At 61.1% G+C, this 24,172-nt stretch carries 26 protein-coding genes; 11 read left to right on the top strand and 15 right to left on the bottom strand.

The features are described 5' to 3' along the window. The first annotated feature begins 375 nt into the window (after positions 1-375). Entirely contained in the window at positions 376-1,632 is a 1,257-nt protein-coding gene (gene icd, locus MF4836_RS31190; RefSeq protein ID WP_020296734.1) for an NADP-dependent isocitrate dehydrogenase, read from the top strand. 80 nt (positions 1,633-1,712) lie between these two features. On the opposite strand, the gene cspD is transcribed toward icd, so the two are convergent. Continuing rightward, positions 1,713-1,967 (bottom strand): cold shock domain-containing protein CspD, encoded by a 255-nt coding sequence (gene cspD / locus MF4836_RS31185; RefSeq protein ID WP_078473631.1) that lies wholly within the window; start codon positions 1,965-1,967, stop codon positions 1,713-1,715. 224 nt (positions 1,968-2,191) lie between these two features. Here cspD and clpS point away from each other — a divergent pair, with 224 nt between their 5' ends. Together clpS and clpA are read left to right on the top strand one after the other, a co-directional pair. Then, a complete protein-coding gene (clpS, locus tag MF4836_RS31180; protein WP_020296732.1) occupies positions 2,192-2,554 on the top strand; it encodes an ATP-dependent Clp protease adapter ClpS in 363 nt (120 codons plus the stop codon). A gap of 29 nt (positions 2,555-2,583) precedes the next feature. Beyond that, on the top strand, positions 2,584-4,854 hold the full coding sequence (gene clpA / locus MF4836_RS31175; RefSeq protein WP_020296731.1) for an ATP-dependent Clp protease ATP-binding subunit ClpA: 2,271 nt from the start codon (positions 2,584-2,586) through the stop codon (positions 4,852-4,854). Positions 4,855-5,025: 171 nt separating this feature from the next. On the opposite strand, the gene infA is transcribed toward clpA, so the two are convergent. The 4 genes from infA to trxB form a co-directional block, all read right to left on the bottom strand. Further along, entirely contained in the window at positions 5,026-5,244 is a 219-nt protein-coding gene (gene infA, locus MF4836_RS31170; RefSeq protein ID WP_002553999.1) for a translation initiation factor IF-1, read from the bottom strand. A 100-nt stretch (positions 5,245-5,344) separates the two neighbouring features. Next, positions 5,345-6,052 carry an arginyltransferase gene (locus MF4836_RS31165; RefSeq protein ID WP_078473583.1) on the bottom strand — a complete coding sequence of 236 codons (708 nt, stop codon included), beginning with the start codon at positions 6,050-6,052 and terminating at the stop codon, positions 5,345-5,347. Between the two features lie 57 nt (positions 6,053-6,109). Then, the gene (gene aat / locus MF4836_RS31160) at positions 6,110-6,790 is read right to left on the bottom strand and encodes a leucyl/phenylalanyl-tRNA--protein transferase (protein ID WP_078473582.1); all 681 of its coding nucleotides are present in this window, start codon (positions 6,788-6,790) and stop codon (positions 6,110-6,112) included. 71 nt (positions 6,791-6,861) lie between these two features. After that, the gene (gene trxB / locus MF4836_RS31155; protein WP_078473581.1) at positions 6,862-7,812 is read right to left on the bottom strand and encodes a thioredoxin-disulfide reductase; all 951 of its coding nucleotides are present in this window, start codon (positions 7,810-7,812) and stop codon (positions 6,862-6,864) included. A gap of 295 nt (positions 7,813-8,107) precedes the next feature. Between trxB and ftsK the strand changes: the two genes are divergently transcribed. From ftsK to cysG, 6 genes are all read left to right on the top strand, one after another. After that, on the top strand, positions 8,108-10,513 hold the full coding sequence (gene ftsK, locus MF4836_RS31150; RefSeq protein ID WP_078473580.1) for a DNA translocase FtsK: 2,406 nt from the start codon (positions 8,108-8,110) through the stop codon (positions 10,511-10,513). 70 nt (positions 10,514-10,583) lie between these two features. Next, positions 10,584-11,207, top strand: coding sequence for an outer membrane lipoprotein chaperone LolA (gene lolA, locus MF4836_RS31145; RefSeq protein WP_020296726.1), 624 nt, complete (start codon positions 10,584-10,586; stop codon positions 11,205-11,207). A 35-nt stretch (positions 11,208-11,242) separates the two neighbouring features. Further along, positions 11,243-12,565 carry a replication-associated recombination protein A gene (locus MF4836_RS31140; RefSeq protein WP_078473579.1) on the top strand — a complete coding sequence of 441 codons (1,323 nt, stop codon included), beginning with the start codon at positions 11,243-11,245 and terminating at the stop codon, positions 12,563-12,565. Then, on the top strand, positions 12,565-12,939 hold the full coding sequence (gene crcB, locus MF4836_RS31135; RefSeq protein ID WP_078473578.1) for a fluoride efflux transporter CrcB: 375 nt from the start codon (positions 12,565-12,567) through the stop codon (positions 12,937-12,939). Before MF4836_RS31140 ends, crcB begins: the two co-directional genes overlap by 1 nt. A 16-nt stretch (positions 12,940-12,955) precedes the next feature. After that, positions 12,956-14,236, top strand: a complete 1,281-nt coding sequence (serS, locus tag MF4836_RS31130) for a serine--tRNA ligase (RefSeq protein ID WP_078473577.1) — start codon at positions 12,956-12,958, stop codon at positions 14,234-14,236. Continuing rightward, the gene (cysG, locus tag MF4836_RS31125; RefSeq protein ID WP_078473576.1) at positions 14,237-15,631 is read left to right on the top strand and encodes a siroheme synthase CysG; all 1,395 of its coding nucleotides are present in this window, start codon (positions 14,237-14,239) and stop codon (positions 15,629-15,631) included. A gap of 64 nt (positions 15,632-15,695) precedes the next feature. On the opposite strand, the gene MF4836_RS31120 is transcribed toward cysG, so the two are convergent. The 6 genes from MF4836_RS31120 to tusD form a co-directional block, all read right to left on the bottom strand. Next, entirely contained in the window at positions 15,696-16,697 is a 1,002-nt protein-coding gene (locus MF4836_RS31120) for a glutathione S-transferase family protein (protein WP_078473575.1), read from the bottom strand. A gap of 88 nt (positions 16,698-16,785) precedes the next feature. Further along, on the bottom strand, positions 16,786-17,787 hold the full coding sequence (locus MF4836_RS31115) for a glycosyl transferase family protein (RefSeq protein WP_078473574.1): 1,002 nt from the start codon (positions 17,785-17,787) through the stop codon (positions 16,786-16,788). After that, the gene (locus MF4836_RS31110) at positions 17,784-18,119 is read right to left on the bottom strand and encodes a TusE/DsrC/DsvC family sulfur relay protein (RefSeq protein WP_078473573.1); all 336 of its coding nucleotides are present in this window, start codon (positions 18,117-18,119) and stop codon (positions 17,784-17,786) included. Before MF4836_RS31110 ends, MF4836_RS31115 begins: the two co-directional genes overlap by 4 nt. After that, positions 18,116-18,415, bottom strand: coding sequence for a sulfurtransferase complex subunit TusB (tusB, locus tag MF4836_RS31105; protein ID WP_078473572.1), 300 nt, complete (start codon positions 18,413-18,415; stop codon positions 18,116-18,118). The genes MF4836_RS31110 and tusB overlap by 4 nt, the downstream gene beginning before the upstream one ends. Continuing rightward, positions 18,415-18,777 carry a sulfurtransferase complex subunit TusC gene (gene tusC, locus MF4836_RS31100; protein WP_078473571.1) on the bottom strand — a complete coding sequence of 121 codons (363 nt, stop codon included), beginning with the start codon at positions 18,775-18,777 and terminating at the stop codon, positions 18,415-18,417. Before tusC ends, tusB begins: the two co-directional genes overlap by 1 nt. A gap of 1 nt (position 18,778) precedes the next feature. Then, positions 18,779-19,171, bottom strand: a complete 393-nt coding sequence (gene tusD, locus MF4836_RS31095) for a sulfurtransferase complex subunit TusD (protein ID WP_020296716.1) — start codon at positions 19,169-19,171, stop codon at positions 18,779-18,781. A gap of 188 nt (positions 19,172-19,359) precedes the next feature. On the opposite strand from tusD, the gene MF4836_RS31090 reads away from it, so the two are divergent. After that, the gene (locus MF4836_RS31090; RefSeq protein WP_078473570.1) at positions 19,360-20,109 is read left to right on the top strand and encodes an SDR family oxidoreductase; all 750 of its coding nucleotides are present in this window, start codon (positions 19,360-19,362) and stop codon (positions 20,107-20,109) included. Between the two features lie 25 nt (positions 20,110-20,134). On the opposite strand, the gene MF4836_RS31085 is transcribed toward MF4836_RS31090, so the two are convergent. From MF4836_RS31085 to MF4836_RS31075, 3 genes are all read right to left on the bottom strand, one after another. After that, the gene (locus MF4836_RS31085) at positions 20,135-20,839 is read right to left on the bottom strand and encodes a YoaK family protein (RefSeq protein WP_078473569.1); all 705 of its coding nucleotides are present in this window, start codon (positions 20,837-20,839) and stop codon (positions 20,135-20,137) included. A 113-nt stretch (positions 20,840-20,952) separates the two neighbouring features. Beyond that, entirely contained in the window at positions 20,953-21,288 is a 336-nt protein-coding gene (locus tag MF4836_RS31080; protein WP_078473568.1) for a DUF6388 family protein, read from the bottom strand. Between the two features lie 36 nt (positions 21,289-21,324). Further along, entirely contained in the window at positions 21,325-21,825 is a 501-nt protein-coding gene (locus tag MF4836_RS31075; RefSeq protein WP_078473630.1) for an RDD family protein, read from the bottom strand. 195 nt (positions 21,826-22,020) lie between these two features. Between MF4836_RS31075 and MF4836_RS31070 the strand changes: the two genes are divergently transcribed. Next, the gene (locus MF4836_RS31070; protein WP_078473567.1) at positions 22,021-22,770 is read left to right on the top strand and encodes an outer membrane beta-barrel protein; all 750 of its coding nucleotides are present in this window, start codon (positions 22,021-22,023) and stop codon (positions 22,768-22,770) included. A gap of 66 nt (positions 22,771-22,836) precedes the next feature. On the opposite strand, the gene MF4836_RS31065 is transcribed toward MF4836_RS31070, so the two are convergent. Further along, the gene (locus MF4836_RS31065; protein ID WP_078473566.1) at positions 22,837-24,099 is read right to left on the bottom strand and encodes an OprD family porin; all 1,263 of its coding nucleotides are present in this window, start codon (positions 24,097-24,099) and stop codon (positions 22,837-22,839) included. Between the last annotated feature and the right edge of the window lie 73 nt (positions 24,100-24,172).

Genomic DNA, 24,172 nt, shown 5'->3' with positions numbered 1-24,172 from the left:
GTTGGGTGCATCAGTCGAGCGTCAAGCGGGTGAGCTGCGGTAACAGCTCGGCTTTTCGGGCGGAAAGCCTCGTCTTAGAGAGGTCAGCCGTCGTGACTCTGTGGTCAGCGGCGGCATTATACATAGGTAGCTGGCAAAACGCCGATGGTTCATAGAGGGCGCTACTCGTCCATTGGTCTAAAGGTCGCAGGCGTGGTGGGGGCGTAGAGTCGACCGATGTGCTCAAGTTTGGCGCTTTTCCCTTTGATTTCAGGCTTGTACGCGGCGAACTGTGCAACTTCCCGGCAGATGACGGGAAGCTGAGGTTTCCGTGCAGATTCAACTGGGGTACGCTCGAACGCAGCCAGATGTTCAATCCACACAACGGAGTTCAGCATGGGATACAAGAAGATTCAGGTTCCAGCAGTCGGCGACAAAATCACCGTCAATGCAGACCATTCTCTCAATGTTCCTAACAACCCGATCATCCCTTTTATTGAAGGTGATGGTATTGGCGTTGATATCAGCCCGGTCATGATCAAGGTTGTAGATGCTGCTGTTAAGAAGGCTTACGGCGGCGAGCGCAAAATTTCCTGGATGGAGGTTTATGCCGGCGAGAAGGCTACTCAAGTGTACGACCAGGACACCTGGCTCCCTCAGGAAACCCTGGACGCAGTCAAGGATTACGTGGTGTCCATCAAGGGCCCGCTGACCACGCCGGTTGGTGGTGGTATCCGTTCCCTGAACGTGGCCCTGCGCCAGCAGCTCGACCTTTATGTCTGCCTGCGCCCGGTGCGCTGGTTCGAAGGTGTGCCAAGCCCGGTGAAAAAACCAGGCGACGTCGACATGACCATCTTCCGTGAGAACTCGGAAGACATTTACGCCGGCATCGAGTGGAAAGCCGGTTCGCCGGAAGCGACCAAGGTCATCAAATTCCTTAAAGAAGAAATGGGCGTCACCAAGATCCGTTTCGACGAAAACTGCGGCATCGGCGTCAAGCCGGTTTCCCTGCAGGGCACCAAGCGCCTGGCGCGCAAGGCGCTGCAGTACGTGGTCGACAATGACCGCGACTCGCTGACCATCGTGCACAAAGGCAACATCATGAAGTTCACCGAAGGTGCCTTCAAGGAATGGGCCTACGAAGTGGCGGCCGAAGAGTTTGGCGCGACCCTGCTCGACGGCGGCCCGTGGATGCAGTTCAAGAACCCTAAAACCGGCAAGAACGTTATCGTCAAGGACGCCATCGCCGACGCCATGCTCCAGCAGATCCTGCTGCGCCCGGCCGAATACGATGTGATCGCAACCCTCAACCTCAACGGTGACTACCTGTCCGACGCCCTGGCGGCGGAAGTGGGGGGGATCGGTATCGCGCCAGGCGCCAACCTGTCCGACACCATCGCCATGTTCGAGGCTACCCACGGCACTGCACCGAAGTATGCGGGTAAAGACCAGGTGAACCCGGGTTCGCTGATTCTTTCCGCAGAAATGATGCTGCGCCACCTGGGCTGGACCGAAGCGGCCGACCTGATCATCAAGGGCACCAACGGCGCCATCTCGGCCAAGACCGTGACCTATGACTTCGAGCGTCTGATGGACGGTGCCAAGCTGCTGTCGTCTTCCGCGTTCGGTGATGCGCTGATCTCGCATATGTGAGTGATTGACGGGTAAAACAAAACCGGCCGACTCAATCCCTTGAGTCGGCCGGTTTTTTTATGTCCGGATGCTGGCGAGTCTCAGCTCAAGGCTGTTTCCTGCTGTGTTTCATGGCTGGTTTCGCCTGGAAGCTTGAGCTCGGTAATCTTCACGGCATGCAAGCCCTTGGGGCCTTGAATGATCTCGAAGCTCACGGGCTGCCCGGCTTTCAGGGTTTTATAGCCATCCATGTCGATGGCCGAGTAATGGGCAAAAAGGTCGTCGCTCTTGCCTTCCTCGTTGATAAAACCGTAGCCCTTGGCATTGTTGAACCACTTGACCTTGCCGCTTGCCATACTCATATCCCTCTGCAACAGACTCCATCACTGGAGTATCATCCGTTCATCCGCACTGGGACCTGATAAATAAGGTTGACTGCGCGGACCTTTTTTACCCAATGTGGGCTCTATTGGTTGTAACACCGTTTTGCCGATAGTCAAGGTGACCCGGCGGTCGGAGTTGAAATCGTCCCGAGGTGCCCCCACCACTGTATTTGCACAACTAACGAACCTTTCTTTCCATGCATGCATTCAGCCAGATTCGACTAACATTCAATCAGGATCGCCCGGATCTACACGACGACGATTCCGCTGGCTTGGCTGTACAGGAAGCTAAGCCTGCATTGCAGGCGCCGCCGATGTACAAGGTGGTTTTGTTCAATGATGACTACACACCGATGGATTTCGTCGTCGAAGTGCTCGAGGTGTTTTTTAACCTGAATCGCGAGCTGGCGACCAAGGTAATGCTGGCCGTTCACACAGAAGGACGGGCAGTATGTGGAGTGTTTACCCGCGACATCGCCGAGACCAAGGCCATGCAGGTCAACCAGTACGCCAGGGAAAGCCAGCATCCGCTACTCTGTGAAATCGAGAAGGACGGTTAACGCCGACCACTTGGGTATGAGGTGAAGCTATGTTAAACCGCGAGCTCGAAGTCACCCTCAATCTCGCCTTCAAGGAGGCCCGCTCGAAGCGTCATGAGTTCATGACGGTTGAGCACCTTTTGTTGGCTCTTTTAGATAATGAGGCCGCCGCCACTGTTTTACGTGCCTGCGGAGCTAACCTCGACAAACTCAAGCATGATCTGCAGGAGTTCATCGACTCCACCACGCCATTGATCCCCGTGCATGACGAGGATCGTGAAACCCAGCCAACCCTGGGCTTTCAGCGGGTATTGCAGCGTGCTGTCTTCCACGTACAGAGCTCGGGCAAGCGGGAAGTGACCGGCGCCAATGTGCTGGTCGCAATCTTCAGTGAGCAAGAGAGTCAGGCCGTGTTCCTGCTGAAACAGCAGAGCGTTGCCCGCATCGACGTCGTCAACTACATCGCCCATGGCATCTCCAAGGTGCCGGGGCATGGCGATCACTCTGAAGGTGAGCAAGATATGCAGGACGAAGAGGGTGGTGAGTCTTCTTCTTCGGGCAATCCTCTGGATGCCTATGCCAGTAATCTCAATGAACTCGCACGCCAGGGTCGAATAGATCCGTTGGTGGGGCGTGAGCTTGAGGTTGAACGGGTGGCTCAGATCCTTGCGCGTCGTCGCAAGAACAACCCGTTGCTGGTGGGTGAGGCGGGTGTCGGCAAGACTGCCATCGCCGAGGGCCTGGCCAAGCGTATCGTCGACAATCAGGTGCCTGATCTGTTGGCCAATAGCGTGGTTTATTCCCTGGACCTGGGCGCTTTGCTGGCCGGGACCAAATACCGTGGCGACTTCGAGAAGCGCTTCAAGGCGTTGCTTGGCGAGTTGAAAAAACGCCCACAAGCGATCCTGTTTATCGACGAAATCCACACCATTATTGGTGCGGGTGCAGCGTCTGGCGGCGTGATGGATGCCTCCAACTTGCTGAAACCGCTGCTGTCCTCGGGTGATATTCGTTGCATTGGCTCGACCACCTTCCAGGAGTTCCGTGGGATCTTCGAGAAGGACCGTGCCTTGGCGCGGCGCTTCCAGAAAGTCGATGTGTCCGAACCTTCGGTTGAAGACACCATTGGTATCCTGCGTGGCCTTAAAGGGCGCTTCGAGCAGCACCACGGCATCGAGTACAGCGATGAAGCGCTGCGCGCTGCCGCAGAGTTGGCGTCACGCTACATCAATGATCGGCACATGCCGGACAAAGCCATTGATGTGATCGACGAGGCGGGTGCCTATCAGCGCCTGCAACCGGTCGAAAAGCGCGTCAAACGTATTGAAGTGCCGCAGGTGGAAGATATCGTCGCGAAAATTGCGCGTATTCCTCCGAAGCACGTCACCAGTTCCGACAAGGAGCTGTTACGTAATCTTGAGCGCGACCTGAAACTGACGGTCTTCGGTCAGGATGCGGCGATCGACTCGCTGTCTACCGCCATCAAGCTGTCCCGTGCGGGCCTCAAGTCTCCGGACAAGCCTGTGGGGTCCTTCCTGTTCGCCGGTCCTACCGGGGTGGGCAAGACCGAGGCGGCGCGGCAGTTGGCCAAGGCGCTGGGGATCGAGCTGGTTCGTTTCGACATGTCCGAGTACATGGAGCGCCACACCGTATCGCGTTTGATCGGTGCACCTCCCGGCTATGTCGGTTTCGACCAGGGCGGCTTGCTGACCGAAGCGATTACCAAGCAGCCGCATTGCGTATTGCTGCTCGATGAGATCGAGAAGGCGCATCCGGAAGTCTTCAACCTGCTGTTGCAGGTGATGGACCACGGCACCCTGACCGATAACAACGGGCGCAAGGCTGACTTCCGTAACGTGATCGTGATCATGACCACCAACGCCGGTGCTGAAACGGCCGCGCGGGCTTCGATCGGGTTCACCCACCAGGATCACTCTTCCGATGCCATGGAAGTGATCAAGAAGAGCTTCACGCCGGAGTTCCGCAACCGCCTGGACACCATTATCCAATTTGGTCGCCTCAGTCATGAGGTCATCAAAAGTGTGGTGGACAAGTTCCTTACCGAGCTTCAGGCGCAGTTGGAAGACAAGCGCGTGCAGCTGGAAGTGACCGATGCTGCTCGCAGCTGGCTGGCGGCGGGTGGTTACGATGTGACCATGGGCGCGCGGCCAATGGCGCGTTTGATCCAGGACAAGATCAAGCGTCCGCTGGCGGAGGAGATCCTGTTTGGCGAGTTGGCCGATCATGGCGGTGTGGTTCACATCGACATCAAGGACGGCGAGCTGACCTTCGACTTCGAGACCACCGCAGAAATGGCGTGATCGCAATCGATGCAAAACAGCCAAAGGCATCGTAAGGTGCCTTTGTGCTATCTGGGGTTTGTTTGCGCGCGGCGCATCGATCTGCGCGGGGTAAGCCGCTCCGGCGCCTGCCAGGTTTTCTCGACGCGAACAAAAACGCCCGGCATAACCGGGCGTCTTGTATTGACTTGCTTAGCGAGCGCGGTAAGTGATGCGCCCTTTGCTCAAGTCATAGGGCGTCAGCTCGACGCGCACTTTGTCACCGGTAAGAATACGAATGTAGTTCTTGCGCATCTTGCCGGAGATATGCGCGGTTACGACGTGCCCATTTTCCAACTCCACACGAAACATGGTGTTGGGCAGGGTGTCGACGACAGTGCCTTCCATTTCGAAGCTGTCTTCTTTCGACATGCAGTAAAGCCCTCGGTATCCAATGAATGGCCCGGTGCAACTGCGCCAGGCAAAAGCGGCGTGCATTGTGCCCGAAAAATGGGGTTTAAGCCAAGACCTTCTAGCTCAGGGTCGCCCATCTCTGGTTAATCAGCAGCTCAATAGGGCGATATTGGGTCTTATAGTTCATCTTTTTGCAGTTTTTGATCCAGTAGCCGAGGTAGACAGCCTCCAGCCCCAGGCGCAGGGCTTCGCCGATCTGCCAGAGGATCGCGTAGCGTCCCAGGCTGCGACGCTCTTCGTCCGGTTCGTAAAAGGTGTAGACCGCCGACAAGCCATTAGGCAGCAAATCGGTCACCGCCACGGCCAGCAGGCGACCTTCGAGGCGGAATTCGTAGAAGCGGGAGAACGGCAGGTCGCGCACCAGGAACGTGGAGAACTGGTCGCGGCTGGGCGGGAACATATCGCCATCGGCATGGCGCTGTTCGATGTAGCGGCGGTACAGCTCGAAATATTCTTCGCTGAATGCAGGTTTGACCGCTTTCACGCTCAGTTCGCTGTTGCGCTTGAGAATGCGTTTTTGCTGGCGATTGGGCAAAAACTGCGCGACGGGGATGCGCGCGGGAACGCAGGCGTTGCAGTTCTGGCAATGCGGGCGATACAGGTGGTCGCCACTGCGGCGAAAGCCCATTTCCGACAGGTCTGCGTAGACATGCACATCCATTGGCTGGCTAGGATCGAGAAACAGGGTGGTGGCCTGTTCATCGGGCAGGTAGCTGCAAGAGTGGGGTTGAGTGGCATAGAACTTCAAACGCGCCAACTCGGTCATGAGTCAACCCTCGGAATAAGCTTTGAATTAAGTGTAAGCCACAGGTGCAAAAATCGCTCAGCAAACCCACGTGGCGCGGCTGGGTTGATCCAGGTGCTGGCGCAGATAGCCGGCAAAGTCACTGCGGGTGATGGCTCGGGCGCCCAGGCTTTGCAGGTGGCTGGTGTGCATCTGGCAGTCGATCAGCACAAATCCCCATTCATGGAGGTGTTTGACCAGGGTGGCAAAGCCGAATTTCGATGCATTGTCGGCTCGGCTGAACATCGACTCGCCAAAAAAAAGCTGGCCCATCGCCAAGCCGTACAACCCGCCGACCAGTTCGTCCTGGTCCCAGACTTCCACCGAATGGGCGTAGCCCCGTGCATGCAACTGCAGGTAGGCCTGCTGCATGGCGTCGGTGATCCAGGTGCCATCGGCATAGTCGCGCGGCGCGGCGCAGGCGCTGATGACCGCGGCGAAGTCCTGATCGAAGGTGACGCGGTAGCGTTGCTGGCGCAGCAGTTTGTTGAGGCTGCGGGACACATGCAGTTCCTGCGGAAACAGCACGGTGCGCGGGTCCGGCGACCACCAGAGAATGGGCTGGCCTTCGGAAAACCAAGGAAAACAGCCATGGCGATAGGCCTGGATCAACCGATCAGCGGACAAGTCGCCGCCAGCTGCCAGCAGGCCGTTGGGGTCGCGCATGGCCTTTTCCAGAGGAGGGAAATCAAGGGTGTTGCGTTGGAGCCAGGTCAGCATGGTATTCAAACTTGCGGAAGGGGAGGGCGGTGGCGGGCCGCGAAGGCCCGCCCCAAGCGTAGGACGAGCGCTTAGTTGTCGTCGAGAAATTTCTCGGCGTCCAGCGCCGCCATGCAGCCGGCCCCGGCTGAGGTAATGGCCTGGCGGTAGACATGGTCGGCCACGTCGCCGGCCGCGAACACCCCCTCGATGCCGGTAGCGGTGGCATTGCCCTCACTGCCGCCCCTGACCAGCAGGTAGCCGTCACGCATCTCCAGTTGGCCCTGGAAGAGGTCTGTGTTGGGCTTGTGGCCAATGGCGATAAAGACTCCAGCCAGCTCCAGCTCGTGGGTGGCGCCGCTCAGGCTGTCCCGCAGCCGGGCACCGGTCACGCCGCTAGCATCCCCCAGCACTTCATCCAGGTTCTGATTCCAGTGCAGGCGGATATTGCCGTTGGCGGCTTTCTCGAACAATTTGTCCTGCAGGATTTTCTCCGAGCGCAGCTTGTCGCGCCGATGCACCAGGTGCACTTCCTTGGCGATGTTCGACAGATACAGTGCTTCTTCCACGGCGGTATTGCCGCCCCCGACCACAGCGACCACTTGGTTGCGGTAGAAGAACCCGTCGCAGGTGGCGCAGGCCGATACCCCCTTGCCGGCGAAGGCTTCTTCCGACGGCAGCCCCAGGTATTGGGCCGATGCACCGGTGGCAATGATCAGTGCGTCGCAGCTGTAGGTGCCGCTGTCGCCGATCAGGATAAACGGTCGCTGCTGCAACTTGGCCGTGTGGATGTGGTCGTAGACGATCTCGGTATCGAAGCGCTCGGCATGTTTTTGCATGCGCTCCATCAGCACCGGGCCGGTCAGGCCTTCGACGTCACCGGGCCAGTTGTCGACTTCGGTGGTGGTGGTCAATTGTCCTCCGGCCTGCAGGCCGGTAATGACAGTCGGCTTGAGGTTGGCCCGGGCGGCATACACGGCAGCACTGTAACCGGCAGGGCCGGAGCCCAGAATAATCAGGCGTGAATGCTTCACTTGGTTCATAAAAACACCTCATAAGCCTTTGTCACAAAAGGCAATGCATGCTCAAATTGAATAGTGCGTAAAGTGCCGTTGGTTATGCTAAACCGAGGATGTACCAGCGTGGCATGAAGCGAGCAAACCCGTACAATGCCGGTATGTATCAAGATATTCAGAATTGCCCTGTTTCAGGATCCCGGGGCAGAGTGTTAAAAGTAGCCCCAGTCAGGCCAATCAACTTTATTTACCTGCTCGTTCGAGCAGTATTTTGTAGTCAATCATCAGTTGGACGCGCCGTAGGCGCAGGAAAAGACGCGTTTTGAAGAAATCCACCGCAACACCTAAAACAGTAGTCCCGCTCTGGCGTCAGCAATTGCACTACCGGCTCAAGGAAGGTGCATTGATCGCCATTGGTGCCTTATGCCTGTTTTTGATGATGGCATTGTTGACCTATGGCAAGGACGATCCGGGCTGGAGCCATAACAGCAAGATCGAAGATGTGCAGAACTTCGGTGGCCCTGCCGGTTCATACAGCGCTGATATCCTGTTTATGGTGTTGGGTTATTTCGCCTATATCTTCCCGCTGTTATTGGCGATCAAGACTTATCAGATCTTCCGTCAACGGCATGAACCCTGGCAGTGGAGCGGCTGGCTGTTTTCCTGGCGCCTGATCGGCCTGGTGTTCCTGGTGTTGTCCGGCGCCGCCTTGGCCCATATCCATTTCCACGCTGCCACCGGCTTGCCGGCCGGGGCGGGTGGGGCACTGGGCGAAAGCCTGGGCGACCTGGCCAAAAACGCACTGAACATCCAGGGCAGCACCCTGATGTTTATCGCGCTGTTTCTGTTTGGCCTCACTGTGTTCACCGATCTGTCGTGGTTCAAGGTCATGGACGTCACGGGCAAGATCACCCTCGACCTGTTCGAACTGTTCCAGGGCGCAGCCAATCGCTGGTGGGCGGCCCGTACCGAGCGCAAGCAACTGGTGGCCCAGTTGCGCGAAGTGGATGCCCGGGTCGACGAAGTCGTGGCCCCAACCGTGACCGACAAGCGCGAGCAGGCCAAGGTCAAGGAGCGCCTGATCGAGCGCGAGCAGGCCCTGAGCAAGCACATGTCCGAGCGCGAGAAACAGGTGCCGCCGGTCATCGCCCCCGCTCCGCCGAAAGCAGCGGAACCGAGCAAGCGCGTGCAGAAAGAGAAGCAAGTGCCGCTGTTCGTCGACAGCGCCGTTGAAGGCACGCTGCCACCTATTTCCATCCTCGACCCGGCAGAAAAGAAACAGCTCAACTATTCCCCCGAATCCCTGGCGGCGGTCGGCCACCTGCTGGAAATCAAACTCAAGGAGTTCGGGGTCGAGGTGTCGGTGGATTCGATTCACCCGGGCCCGGTCATTACCCGTTACGAAATCCAGCCGGCGGCCGGGGTCAAGGTCAGCCGCATCGCCAACCTGGCCAAGGACCTGGCGCGTTCCCTGGCGGTGACCAGTGTGCGGGTGGTCGAAGTGATCCCCGGCAAAACCACCGTGGGCATCGAGATTCCCAACGAGGATCGGCAGATCGTGCGTTTCTCCGAAGTGCTGTCGACCCCGGAATACGACAACTTCAAATCCCCGGTGACATTGGCCCTGGGCCATGACATCGGCGGCCGTCCGGTCATCACCGACCTGGCGAAAATGCCTCACCTGCTGGTGGCCGGTACCACCGGTTCCGGTAAGTCGGTGGGGGTGAACGCGATGATCCTGTCGATCCTGTTCAAGTCCGGCCCGGAAGACGCCAAGCTGATCATGATCGACCCGAAAATGCTCGAGCTGTCGATCTACGAAGGCATTCCGCACCTGCTGTGCCCGGTGGTGACCGACATGAAGGACGCCGCCAACGCCCTGCGCTGGAGCGTGGCCGAGATGGAGCGGCGCTACAAATTGATGGCGAAGATGGGCGTACGCAACCTTTCGGGCTTCAATGCCAAGGTCAAGGAAGCCCAGGATGCCGGTACACCGCTGACCGACCCGCTGTATAACCGCGAGAGCATCCACGACGAGGCGCCGCTGCTGGTCAAGCTGCCGACCATCGTGGTGGTGGTCGACGAATTCGCCGACATGATGATGATTGTCGGCAAGAAGGTCGAAGAGCTGATCGCGCGCATCGCACAGAAGGCCCGTGCTGCCGGTATCCACCTGATCCTCGCCACTCAGCGGCCTTCGGTGGACGTGATCACCGGTCTGATCAAGGCCAACATTCCGACCCGCATGGCGTTCCAGGTGTCGAGCAAGATCGACTCGCGGACCATCATCGACCAGGGCGGTGCCGAACAACTGCTGGGTCACGGCGACATGCTCTACATGCCGCCGGGGACCAGCCTGCCGATCCGGGTCCACGGCGCATTCGTCTCCGATGATGAAGTGCACCGCGTGGTGGAAGCCTGGAAACTGCGTGGCGCGCCTGAATACAACGACGACATCCTCAACGGTGTCGAAGAGGCGGGCAGCGGCTTTGACGGTGGCAGTGGCGGTGACAGCGATGATGCTGAAACCGACGCGCTGTACGACGAGGCGGTGCAGTTCGTCCTAGAAAGCCGCCGGGCTTCGATCTCGGCGGTGCAGCGCAAGCTCAAGATCGGCTACAACCGCGCCGCGCGGATGATCGAGTCCATGGAAATGGCCGGTGTGGTCACCGCGATGAACACCAATGGCTCGCGCGAAGTATTGGCGCCGGGCCCGATGCGCGACTGAGCATCGAATTGAATCGACGCGGCGTGATGGCACGCCGCCGATAATCCCACGCAATTTTAAGAGGACTCCCATGCGTCTTATCCGCATGATGTTGCTGCCGGTTTTGGCTTTGACCACGCTCTCGGCTCACGCTGACGACAAGGATGTAGCACGTCTGACCCAGCTGTTGGAAAAATCCCAGACGCTGACTGCACGCTTCTCCCAGCTGACCCTGGATGGCGGCGGCACCCAGTTGCAGGAAACGGCTGGCGAAATGTCGCTGCAACGCCCGGGGCTGTTTTACTGGCACACCGACGCGCCACAGGAACAACTGATGGTGTCCGACGGCAAGAAGGTTTCGCTGTGGGACCCGGACCTGGAGCAGGTGACCATCAAGAAGCTCGATCAGCGCCTGACCCAGACCCCGGCCCTGCTGCTGTCCGGTGATGTGTCGAAGATCAGCGAAAGCTTCGATATCAGCGCCAAGGAAGCCGGCGGGGTGATCGACTTCACCCTCAAACCGAAAACCAAGGACACCCTGTTCGACAGCCTGCGCCTGTCATTCCGCAACGGCATGGTCAACGACATGCAACTGATCGACAGCGTCGGCCAGCGCACCAATATCCTGTTCACCGGCGTCAAGGCCAACGAGCCGATCCCGGCTTCCAAGTTCAAGTTCGACATCCCCAAGGGTGCCGACGTGATCCAGGAATAAGCGGCTAGTCATACAAGAGGTTGCAAAGGTACGCCATGGACCTGTTTCGTAGTGCCCCGATCGCTCAGCCCCTGGCCGCCCGCTTGCGCGCGGCCAACCTGGATGAGTACGTCGGTCAGGAACACCTGTTGGCCCGGGGCAAGCCTCTGCGCGAAGCCCTGGAGCAGGGCGCCCTGCATTCGATGATTTTCTGGGGCCCGCCAGGGGTGGGTAAGACCACCCTGGCGCGGCTGCTGGCGGAAGTCTCGGATGCGCACTTCGAAACGGTCTCGGCAGTGCTGGCCGGGGTCAAGGAGATCCGCCAGGCGGTGGAAATCGCCAAGCAACAGGCTGGTCAATACGGTCGCCGGACCATCCTCTTTGTTGACGAAGTGCACCGTTTCAACAAGTCGCAACAAGACGCCTTCCTGCCTTATGTCGAAGATGGCACGCTGATTTTCATCGGTGCCACCACCGAAAACCCTTCTTTTGAATTGAACAACGCCTTGCTTTCCCGGGCTCGGGTCTATGTGCTCAAAAGCCTGGACGAGGCCGCCCTGAACAAGCTGGTGCAGCGCGCCCTGAGCGAAGAGCGTGGCCTGGGCAAGCGTCAGCTGAGCCTGAGCGACGAAGGTTTCCAGATGCTGCTTTCGGCGGCCGACGGCGATGGCCGGCGCCTGCTCAACCTGTTGGAGAACGCCTCGGACCTGGCGGAAGACAACAGCGAGATCGGCGTCGACCTGCTGCAAAGCCTGCTGGGCGACACCCGTCGGCGTTTCGACAAGGGCGGTGAGGCGTTTTACGACCAGATTTCCGCCCTGCACAAGTCGGTGCGTGGCTCCAACCCCGACGGTGCCCTGTACTGGTTCGCGCGCATGCTCGACGGCGGTTGCGACCCGCTGTACCTGGCTCGGCGCGTGGTGCGCATGGCCAGCGAAGACATCGGTAACGCCGATCCGCGCGCCCTCAGCCTGTGCCTGGCCGCCTGGGACGTGCAGGAGCGCCTGGGCAGCCCCGAAGGCGAGTTGGCGGTGGCCCAGGCCATTACCTATCTGGCCTGCGCACCGAAAAGCAACGCGGTGTACATGGGCTTCAAGGCCGCCATGCGCAGCGCAGCCGAGCATGGTTCGCTGGAAGTACCGCTGCATTTGCGCAATGCGCCGACCAAGTTGATGAAACAACTGGGGTACGGCGACGAATACCGTTACGCCCACGATGAGCCGGATGCCTACGCCGCCGGCGAAGACTATTTTCCCGACGAGCTCGAACCGCAACCGTTCTACCAGCCGGTGCCCCGTGGCCTGGAGCTGAAGATCGGCGAGAAGCTCAATCACCTGGCAGCCCTTGACCGCGTCAGCCCGAAACAGCGGAGAAAATAGTGATTCGAACGATTCTTGCGGTGTCCGTCGCCGGTATCGCTGGTACATTACTGCGTTTCGCGGCCAGCACCTGGGTCAGCGCCAACTGGCCCCGGCATTTTTATACGGCCACCTTGGCGGTCAATCTGCTGGGTTGCCTGATCATCGGCGTGCTGTACGGGCTGTTTCTGGTGCGCCCGGAAGTGCCGATCGAAATCCGTGCCGGCCTGATCGTCGGCTTTGTAGGCGGTCTGACGACCTTTTCATCCTTTTCCCTGGATACGCTGCGCTTGCTGGAAAGCGGGCAAGCACCGATAGCCTTCGGTTATCTGGCCATCAGCGTATTCGGCGGGCTGCTCGCGACCTGGGCTGGCCTGTCCTTGACCAAACTTTGATAAACGAGAGACCGACATGCTCGATTCCAAACTGTTACGTAGCAACCTTCAGGACGTAGCGGACCGCCTGGCATCCCGTGGCTTTACCTTGGATGTAGCGCGCATCGAAGCGCTGGAAGAACAGCGCAAGACCGTCCAGACCCGCACCGAACAATTGCAGGCTGAACGCAATGCACGCTCCAAATCCATCGGCCAGGCCAAGCAGCGCGGTGAAGACATCGCGCCGTTGATGGCGGACGTCGAGCGCATGGCCGGCGAGTTGGCCAGCGGCAAGGTCGAGCTGGACGGGATTCAGACCGAGCTGGACGCGATCCTGCTCAATATTCCCAACCTGCCTCACGAGTCGGTGCCGGTGGGCGCCGATGAAGAGGGCAACGTCGAAGTGCGCCGTTGGGGCACGCCGACTGTCTTCGATTTCGAGGTCAAGGACCACGTCGCCCTGGGCGAGAAGTTCGGCTGGCTGGATTTCGAAACCGCCGCCAAGCTGTCCGGCGCGCGTTTTGCCCTGCTGCGTGGGCCGATCGCCCGCCTGCATCGCGCCCTGGCGCAGTTCATGATCAACCTGCACATCAACGAACACGGCTACGAAGAGGCCTACACGCCTTATCTGGTACAAGCGCCGGCCCTGCAGGGCACTGGCCAGTTGCCGAAGTTCGAGGAAGACCTGTTCAAGATCAGCCGCGAAGGCGAAGCCGACCTGTACCTGATCCCGACCGCCGAAGTGTCGCTGACCAACATCGTGGCTGGCGAGATCCTCGATCCGAAGCTGCTGCCGATCAAGTTTGTGGCCCACACGCCATGCTTCCGCAGCGAAGCCGGGGCCTCGGGTCGCGATACCCGCGGCATGATCCGTCAGCACCAGTTCGACAAGGTCGAGATGGTGCAAGTGGTCGAGCCCTCGACCTCGATGGAAGCGCTGGAAGGCCTGACCGCCAACGCCGAAAAAGTCCTGCAATTGCTGGGTCTGCCTTACCGCACCCTGGCCCTGTGCACCGGCGACATGGGCTTCAGCGCGGTCAAGACCTATGACCTGGAAGTGTGGATCCCCAGCCAGGACAAGTACCGCGAAATCTCGTCGTGCTCCAACTGCGGCGATTTCCAGGCGCGTCGCATGCAGGCGCGTTTCCGCAACCCGGAAACCGGCAAGCCGGAACTGGTGCACACCCTCAATGGCTCGGGCCTGGCCGTGGGCCGGACCCTGGTGGCGGTGCTGGAAAACTACCAGCAGGCCGACGGTTCGATCCGTGTGCCAGACGTGCTGAAACCCTACATGGGCGGCCTTGAGGTCATCGGCTAAATGGAGTTTCTGCCGCTGTTCCATAACCTGCGCGGCAGTCGTGTGTTGGTCGTCGGTGGGGGGGAGATTGCCTTGCGCAAATCCCGTCTGCTGGCCGATGCCGGTGCGCTGTTGCGGGTTGTTGCACCTGAAATAGAAGTGCAGTTGCGTGAACTGGTGACTGCCAGCGGCGGCGAATGCGTAGTGCGCGGTTACATCGAGGCGGACCTGGACGGCTGTGTGCTGATCATTGCCGCCACCGACGATGAACCGCTCAACGCCCAGGTGTCCGCCGACGCGCACAAGCGCTGCGTGCCGGTCAATGTGGTGGACGCGCCGGCCCTGTGCAGCGTGATCTTCCCGGCGATCGTCGACCGTTCGCCCCTGGTGATTGCGGTGTCCAGCGGTGGCGATGCGCCGGTGCTGGCACGGCTGATCCGGGCCAAGCTGGAAACCTGGATTCCTTCGACCTACGGCCAGCTGGCCGGTTTGGCGGCGCGCTTTCGCAGCCAGGTCAAAGGTCTGTTTCCAGATGTGCAGCAGCGTCGGGCGTTCTGGGAAGATGTTTTCCAGGGGCCGATTGCCGATCGCCAGTTGGCCGGGCAGGGGGCAGAAGCGGAGCGCCTGCTGATCGCCAAGATCGAAGGTGAAGCACCCCATGCGCCGGGTGAGGTGTATCTGGTCGGTGCCGGCCCGGGTGATCCGGACCTGCTGACCTTTCGCGCCTTGCGCCTGATGCAGCAAGCCGATGTGGTGCTGTACGACCGCCTGGTGGCGCCGGCGATTCTCGAATTGTGCCGGCGTGACGCCGAGCGGGTGTATGTCGGCAAACGTCGCGCCGACCACGCGGTGCCCCAGGAACAGATCAACCAGCAACTGGTGACCCTGGCCAAGCAAGGCAAGCGCGTGTTGCGGCTCAAGGGCGGCGACCCGTTTATTTTCGGGCGTGGCGGTGAGGAGATCGAGGAACTGGCAGCCCATGGCATCCCGTTCCAGGTGGTGCCGGGAATCACGGCGGCCAGCGGTTGCGCGGCGTACGCCGGGATTCCGCTGACCCACCGCGATTACGCGCAGTCGGTGCGGTTTGTCACCGGGCACCTCAAGGATGGTTCTTCGGACCTGCCCTGGAGCGACCTGGTTGGCCCGGCCCAGACTCTGGTGTTCTACATGGGCCTGGTGGGTTTGCCGATCATCTGCGAGCAGTTGATCAAGCACGGTCGCTCAGCCGATACCCCGGCGGCCTTGATCCAGCAGGGCACCACGTCCAACCAGCGGGTGTTTACCGGCACCCTGGCCGACCTGCCACGGCTAGTGGCAGAGCACGAAGTGCATGCACCGACCCTGGTCATCGTCGGCGAAGTGGTCCAGCTTCGCGAAAAGCTGGCCTGGTTCGAAGGCGCCCAGTCTCAAGTCTGATCCCATCACCCACCCACTCCGGGGCATGACCTGGAGTGGGGGGCGATGAGCACGCACTGCCGCATCAATTCCCCTGAAAGATTCCCAGCCCACTCAGGCGCTGCCGATCATGGCTGCGGGTGAAGTCCTGCGCCGGCCCTTTGGGCACGATGCCGGTCGGGTTGATGGTGCGGTGGCTGGCGTAGTAATGACCCTTGATATGGGTGAAGTCCACGGTCTCGCCAATCCCCGGCCATTGGTACATTTCCCTGAGCCAGTTCGACAGGTTCGGGTAGTCGGCAATACGCCGCAGGTTGCATTTGAAGTGGCTGTAATACACCGCGTCGAAGCGAATCAGCGTAGTGAACAAGCGCACATCGGCCTCGGTCAGGTACTCGCCTGCGAGGTAACGCCGCTCTCCCAGGCGCTGCTCCAGCCAGTCGAGTTCGGCAAATACATCATCAAAAGCCTGTTCATAGGCCTGTTGTGAGGTGGCGAAGCCGGCGCGGTACACGCCGTTGTTCACCGCCGGGTAAATCCGCGCGTTCAGTTGTTCGATGTCTGCGCGCAAGGCTTCTGGATACAGGTCGAGGCGGTTGCCGGTCAGGCCGTCGAAGGCGCTGTTGAACATGCGGATGATCTCCGCCGACTCGTTGCTGACAATGCGCTGCTGCTGTTTGTCCCACAGCACCGGCACCGTGACCCGGCCGGTGTAGTGGGGATCCTCAGCGGTATAGCGCTGGTGCATGTAGGTCAGGTGATCCAGCGAGTCGCCACTGGAGCCGTGGCTCTGGTCGAAGGTCCAACCGTTTTCCAGCATCAGCCAACTGACGACGGAGACGTCGATCAGGCTTTCCAGGCCTTTGAGCTTGCGCAGGATCAGGGTGCGGTGGGCCCAGGGGCAGGCCAGGGATACATAGAGGTGATAGCGCCCGGCCTCGGCCGCAAAGCCGCCTTCACCGCTGGGGCCAGGCGCGCCGTCGGCCGTGACCCAGTTGCGGCGTTGCGCCTGTTCGCGCTGGAAGGCGCCGTCTTTGCTGCTCTCGTACCACTGGTCGTGCCAGCGCCCTTCAATCAGCAGGCCCATCGAATTCTCCTCGGCTGTTTTGCGTTGGAGTGCAGTCTATTCCGATGAGTTCGTACAAAAAGCGCAAAGCTTGCGGGTATATGATCGATTAAATCGATTTGTTTCGCGCATCCCAGAACCGCTGCGCCTGCTCGAAGGCTTGCTCGCGCGGTGTACCCAGGCCGCGCAGGGCCAGGGCCATGGTGGCGATTAGGGCCAGTTGCGGGTAGCTGTCGACCACCTCGCCACGCCACACCGCGAGCAACTGCTGCGGATCGAGGCTGGCGGGCTTTACATGGCGCTGGGCCGAGAGTGCCGGCCATTCTTCATCCCAGCTGACGCCGCCGGTGGTGCCGTAAAGGTGGCAGGGGCTGTCGGGGTTGACTTCGATTTCGCCGCCATCGCCCTTGATCACGATCACGTTATCCCCCAGCAAGCCGCTGGCATCGCGGTGCACGCCCTGGTAGCCGGGGTGGAAGATGCTTTGCAGGCCGCAACGTGCGCCCAGCGGGTTGAGGATGCGTGCCAGGGAATGGATCGGCGAGCGCAGGCCGAGGATGTTGCGCAGGTCGATCATCCGCTGTAGCTGCGGTGCCCAGGCACCCAGCGGGATAAAGGCCAGGTTGCCGTGGTCCAGGGCCTGGTTCACCGCCTGCCAGTCATGGCATAGGGGAATGCCCAGGGGCTCCAGCAGTTGTTCGGTATACAAGCGCCCGGCGGTGTGCGCGCCGCCGCCATGCAACAGGATGCGCACGCCATTCTGCGCCAGGCATTTGGCCGCCAGCAGGTACCAGGGCAGATGGCGTTTTTTACCGGCGTAGGTCGGCCAATCCAGATCGAGGCGGATCGCCGGGGCATTCAGGCGCTCACGCAGGGCCAGGGTGAAGCCGGCCAGTTCTTCCGGGCTTTCCTCTTTGTGCCGCAGCAGCATCAGGAAAGCACCGAGCTGGGTGTCTTCGACCTTGCCGTCGAGCAGCATGCCCATGGCTTCCCGGGCTTCTTCACCGGTCAGGCTGCGGGCGCCGCGCTTGCCTTTGCCCAGGATCCGTACGAACGGGGCAAATGGATGCTCGGCCGGGGTTTCGGTGATCAGCGCAGGGGATTGGTTCATAAGCAATTGGTCGGCTTCGGCAGGCCCGCCAGCTTGGCGGCAAGTTTGGCGGGAGTGCCGTTGAACAGGCGGTTCAGGTGCAGGCTGTTGCCCTTGTCCGGGCCCAGCTTCAGGGCGGTGTATTTAATCAGCGGGCGGGTGGCCGGCGACAGCTGGAATTGGCCATGGAAATCGCGCAGCAGCTGGAGGATCTCCCAGTGCTCGGGGCTCAGCTCAATGCCTTCGACCGCCGCCAGGGCGCTGGCCACTTGCGGCGACCAGTCGGCCAGGTCGAGCAGGTAGCCGTCCTTGTCCAGGGCGATGCTGCGGGTGCCTACGGTGAGCGCATTCATAGCCAGCTGTTGACCTTGGCGTGCTGGATCGACAGGTCGACAAAGGCCGGGTAATCGATGGCCGTGGCCCAGGCCGGTGCGGCAAGGCCACGGGCTTGCAGGTCTTCAGCCAGGACGAACACCTGCAACGCCTCGGCACGGCCCTGCAAGTGGGCAAAGGGAGCGCTGCCAGGTTGTAGCGCGTACACCGCGTCGCCGCACAGCAGCAGCGCGTCCCGCGCACCCAGCAGGCGCAGGCAGCTGTCGAGGCGAGTGTCGGTGAAGGGCGAGTGGGACAACACATGCAAGGTCGACATCAGAGGGTAATCACTTGGTCGTAACGATCGATAAGCGCACTCAGTTGCGCGGTTTCCAGCAACTGGACCTCATCCAGGCCCAGGTCCTGCGGATCCAGGCCGCGCTCGGCGATGCTGAAACCACAGGCAAACACTTGGTCCACGCCAAACAGCGACAGGGCCTGCAGGTTGGCGCTCAGGTCCTTCTGTTGCAGGGTCGCGGCGTGTTGCCGGGGCGCCAGTTGCCATACGCCGTCATCCAGGAACAGCAGGCCGATGGGCAGATCAAAGGCGCCGCCGGCCAGGACGATATCCAGCGCCTCGCGGGCGCCGGGGCCGGACCAGGGCGCCTGGCGGCTGATAATCAGCAGGGACTTGGGCATTTCAAGGCCCTCCAAAGCAGATCAGGCGATCGGCAGCTTGCGCCGCATCGTGCAACTGGCCAAGGCCGGACAACTCCCACGGCGCTTCGAGGTTGACCGCCGAGCGCTGATAACGCTGGGCTTCCTCAGCGTTCAGCACCCCGCGCCGCAGGGCTGCGGCAATGCACACCACGGCATCCAGCTGATGGGTGGTCACCAGCTCGCGCCATTGGCGGGGCAGGTCCTGTTCATCCTGGGGGGTGACGATGTTGTTCGAGGCGCTGTACACGCCGTCCTGATAAAAAAACAGCCGGACAATCTCGTGCCCGCCGGCCAGCGCCGCTTGGGCGAACAGCAGGGCGCGACGCGAAGAGGGCTCGTGGGCGGCGCAGAACAGGGCTATGGCGAACTTCATGACGGACTCGGTCGGCAAATCTGGCGCAATGATAATGCTTTATCGAGGTATGGGCTAAACCCGTTTTCTCGCGCGGCGCTGGGCCGGGGCAGTCCTCGACATACCGGGTAACGCATCGGCCGCCCAAACCGGTCCGCGCTCGATAAACTCGCCCGCTGAAAAAACCAATCGATGACAAGGAGTGTGAGATGCAGGAACTCAAAGGTGCAGTGGTCGTGGTCACCGGTGCCGGTCGCGGCCTGGGGGCGGCCCTGGCGATCAGCCTGGCGGACCTGGGGTGCAAGCTGGTGCTATGCGGACGCAGCGCCCATGCCCTGGCTGAAGTCGGGGCCATAATCGAGGCCCGTGGCGGCCTGGCGACCGAGCAAGTGGTGCTCGACCTCGCCGACACCGCCAGCGTCAGCGCGGCCCTGGCCAGCATCGAGCAGCGCCAGCCGCAGATCGACATCCTGATCAACAATGGCGCCATGTGGCTGGAGGCCAGCGAGCAACCCCACAGCGCCGCCGAAGTCAGCGGGGTGATCAATGCCGCCCTGACCGGAACCTTCCTCCTGACCCAGGGCCTGCTGCCGGCACTCAAGGCGTCCAGCCGCCCGGATGTGGTCACCATCGGCTCCATCAGCGGCCTGCCCAACGCGCCGCTGCACAGCGTGTCGTTGCCGTTCTATGCCGCCAAGCACGGGCAACTGGCGCTGGCCGATGGCCTGCGGCAGATGCTGGTCGGCACGCCACTGCGCTCGCTGTGCGTGCACCCGCCGTATCTTGAGGATATTTCGCCGCTGGACCCGCAATGGGCCCAGGTGCCTGAGCGGACCAAGGGCCAGCAGGGCACTAATCGGGATGTGGTCGAGGCGGTGGTTTTCGCTCTGACCCGGCCACGGCACATCAGCCTGTCGTCGATCGTCATCGATACCGACAACGGCGGCGTGTTCAGCTAAGCCCTCGGGCTATAGGCCGCGTGTTTCAGCGCGGCATATAGCCCAGTTGCCAGCGATGAGGGATCTTCAACGAGGCGATCCCCAGCAACGCCGACACGCCGCCACTGACCAGCAGCGCCTTGATGCCCAGTTGGTGCTCCAGCAACGCGCCGATCACCGCACCGACCAGCATCCCGGTCCAGGGCACCAGTTGCACCCGCCAGCCATTGCGTCGCTCGCCGAGCATCCAGCGTCCCAGGCCCCGGCCGAAGCGCGACAGGGCTCCGGTGACATAGGTCAGGCCCACGGGCAGGCCGTTCACTTCTTCCACTGCCGCGTTGAGCATGCCCATGGCCACGATGGCGGCCAGCAAGGCCGGCAGGTGATTGGCGAACGGCCAGGCCGCGGCCGCGCAGAGCAGGGTGGCGATGCACAGCAGCAGGGGCAGGGCGCGGCGTCCGCCCAGGCGACTGACGACGATGCCCAGGGCGTTAGCGGCAATAAAGGTGGCGATGCACAACGTCAGGCGCAGGGTCAGGCCCATGTCGCCATCGCTGATGGCCACGGCCAGGCGTGTGGTGTTGCCGCTCATGAAGGACACGAAGTCGCCGGTCGCCATAAAACCGATGGCGTCGGTCATGCCCGCCAGCACCGACAGGCTGGCCACCAGGCCGAGGCCGATCCGCCCGCGCCATTTGCGGGTATTGAGCAAGCCTGGGTGAGTACGCGGTGTGGGCGGCGATGGCAGCATCAGTAGGCTCTCATGGGCGGTGAAGGTGTCAGAACCGGTTCACGATCGACTGCGCTTGGCTCATGCGGCGTTAAAAAGAGCTGAGCGTCGCTCGCCAGATCATCAACAGGTTGTCAGTTCGGGCTATCCAGGCCATGCAACTGGCAGTATTCGGCCCAGTCCATGCCGGCCATCTCGGCCACCTCCTTGTGCACTTCCAGGCGCTGGGCCTGGAAATCTTCGGCGCTGGAGGCAGTCAGTTGCAAACTCAGTTCCCAGGCAAACAAACCCAGGCGCTCGGCTTCGGCTTCAAAGGCTTCATGCAGGCGTTCGTCGCGGTACTGCTCGGGCGTCTCGCCCTTGACCTGGGCTTCAAGCGGATTGAGCTTGTCCAGTGCTTCGCGCAGTTCGGGGCGCGCGGCGAGAAATCTTTCCAGAGCTATTTCGTGGTGCGGGGCATTGGCGGGCATCGGGGCTCCTTGAGGGGAACGGGCAGCCTTCAGGCATCAAGCCTGGGGCAGGGGATGTTCTGGCATTTCACTGCGTATCTGTTGCAGATCCTTGTGCGGGATCACGTAGGTGCGGGCGAGCATATCGCCTATTCGCTGGCAGCGGCTTGATTCCGCGCAGGCCATCAGCGGGACAAAGGCGAAAGCGGCCTCCAGATAGCGGGTGGCGCCTCTGATCAGTACCTGGATCAGGGTCGGCGGCGCCCCGGCGGCGTTGATCACCACCAGGCCCAGGGCGCTTTTGCCGGGCGTCCGGCCCTTGAAGAAATACTCCCAGGCCACGAAGTACAAGGGCCAGACCAGCATGAACAACATCGAATGGAGGTAGGGCTCCAGCCCCGTCTGTTGCTCGAGGTCAAGCAAGCGTCTGACCGGCTGCAATGCCAGCACCCCGTGCAGGCTCAGCGACAGGAGCAAATACGCCGCCAGCGCCAGCACCTGGTCGAGCATGAAGGCGGCGGCGCGGCGCAGGATCAGTTGGGTTCTTGAGACTTCCATGGTCGATTCCAAAGTTTTTTCCATCACATCGGGCGCAGTGTAATCCCCGCAGGGCGGGGTGTCGCAGTGGTTTTGGCGGGGGACGGCTTTCGGTGAAAATACCTGTGCCTCAAAATAGTGCGAACCTTTTGCATCTCCCCGGACTCGAAGCGTTTCCTGAATCATTTGCCTTCTAACAGGGAGATTTGAAAAGCGATGTCAAACGTATTCGGAACCGCACTCAAGGGCTCTATCCTGGCCTTCCTGGCCCTGCCTGCCGCCGCGATCGCCGCGCCTGATACGGGCCCGATCTCGACGTTCGGGATCCTCGGCAGCTACAACGATTTCAAGCTCGAAGGCGGCAGCGACAGCCAGAAGGATCACCTGCCGGAGGGTGGCCTGTTCTATAACTTCGGCAACAAAATGACCGCCGAATCGGGTTTTATCTACCAGGCCGGGGTCGACGCCAAATTCGGCAAGAAGGACGACAACAAGCTCAAGGAAGGCCAGGCCGACCTCGACCTTGGCTGGCGTGCCGCGCTGGATGCGCGCAACTTCGTCGACGTGCTGGTGGGCGGCGGCTACAGCTGGACCCGTTACGAGCCAGAGATCGACGACTACGACACCAAGCTCACCACCAAGTCGCCGTTCGCCAAGGCGGCCATCGGTTACAACCATCAGTTCGATGACATGACCATGCGCGTCGAACTGGGTGCGCGGCGCACCATCGACGGCAAGGTCAAGCTCAAGGTCGACGATGTCGGCAGCGACACCGTGGACCTCAAGGACCGCACCAACCCTTACGCCGAAGTCAGCCTGCTGATGAACCAGAAAGGCTCGCTGCCGGTGATGGCCGGTGTGTATTACACCCGCACCGAATACAAGCTGGACCAGGATTCGGACGTGGCCGACAACACCAAGCTCAAGCGTGACGAGTACGGGGTGAAGGTCGGTATCGCCTTCTAGGCCTGCCGTCCCCGGTCAGGGCCACCGGCACTGGCGTGCGCAATGCCGCCAGTGTCGGCTGCCTGGCTACAGCAGTTTCCAGGTGTAACTGAGCAGCAGGCGGTTTTCATCGATATCGGTTCGGTAGTTGGAACGTGCTGCCACGTTGCGCAGCTTGATCCCCAGCCCGCCCAGCAGGCCGGACTGGATCACATAGCCGATGTCCAGGTCCCGCTCCCAATCCTTGCCCTCGTAGCCCTTGCCAGTGTCGACGTTGTCACCGCGAATGTAGCGCACGGTGCTGGTCAGGCCCGGCCAGCCCATGGCGGCGAAGTCATAGTCGTAGCGTGCTTGCCATGAGCGCTCGTCGGCGTAGGCGAACTCGTAGGTCGGCACCTCGTTGCCCAGCGGCGAGATATTGGCAAACACCCGGGGGAACGAGCTGTCGCCGTACATCCCCTGATACCCCAGGTAAACGGTATGCACGCCGCGCTTGGCCGAGAGCAGGGAAAAGAACGCGCGGTTGTCGATCCGGCCCAGCAGTTGCCGGCCCTCTTCGCGGGAGTCGTAGTAACCGAGGTTGGCGCCCAGGACCCAGGAGCCCACGGGCTGACTGTGCTTGAGGCCGAGAAAGCGCTGCTGATAAATGTCTTGCAGCTGGCCGTACCAGGCACTGACTGTGGTGCGTTTGCTGTTGAAGGCATAGTCGGCACCGGCGTAGTTGAAGCCGTCGCTGCTGACCTGGCGTTGCGGTACATGGCCCAGCATGGCTTGCAGGTCGCCGTGTCCGGATTCGTTGCGCAGGCTGGTGGAGCGCAGGCGCCCGCCTTGCAGGGTCAGGCCATCGATGTCGTTGGAGGTCAGGCTGGCGCCCTGGTAGGACGGCGGCAGCAGGCGGATATCACTGAAGCTCAGTACCGGCAGGTTGGGTTGCAATTCGCCGACCCGCAGTTCGGTTTTTGCCAGCCGCAGTTTCAGCGCTGCGCCCAGGCGGCTGTAACTGTCGGCCGCTTCGCCGTCCTCCTGCACCGGCAGCAACCCGGTGTTGACCCGGCCCTTGCCGCTGTCCAGCTTCAGCCCGAGGGTGCCGATGGCGTCGACCCCGACGCCGACCAGCCCCGGCGTATAGCCGGATTTGAAATTGAGGATGAAGCCTTGCGCCCATTCCTGGGCCATGGATTTTTCCGGGCCGCGAATGTCCGAATAGTCGCGGCTGAAAAAGTAGTTGCGGGCTTGCAGGGTGGCGCTGGCGTCTTTGATAAAGCCGCCTTCGTCAGCCAGCAGGGACAGGGGTGCACCAAGACACAGCGCGCTGGAGACCAGCACGGTCGGGGTCATCGCAGGTTTCATTGCTTTTACTCTTATTGTTATTGAACTTCTAACCATCCGCCACTGCCGACCAACCCTACAGCGCAGGACGTCG

It is taken from the genome of Pseudomonas sp. MF4836 (genome assembly GCF_002018875.1).
Classification (GTDB): Bacteria; Pseudomonadota; Gammaproteobacteria; order Pseudomonadales; family Pseudomonadaceae; genus Aquipseudomonas.
The sequence above is the reverse complement of the archived record's forward strand: the minus strand, read 5'-3'. Positions and strand labels throughout refer to the sequence as shown.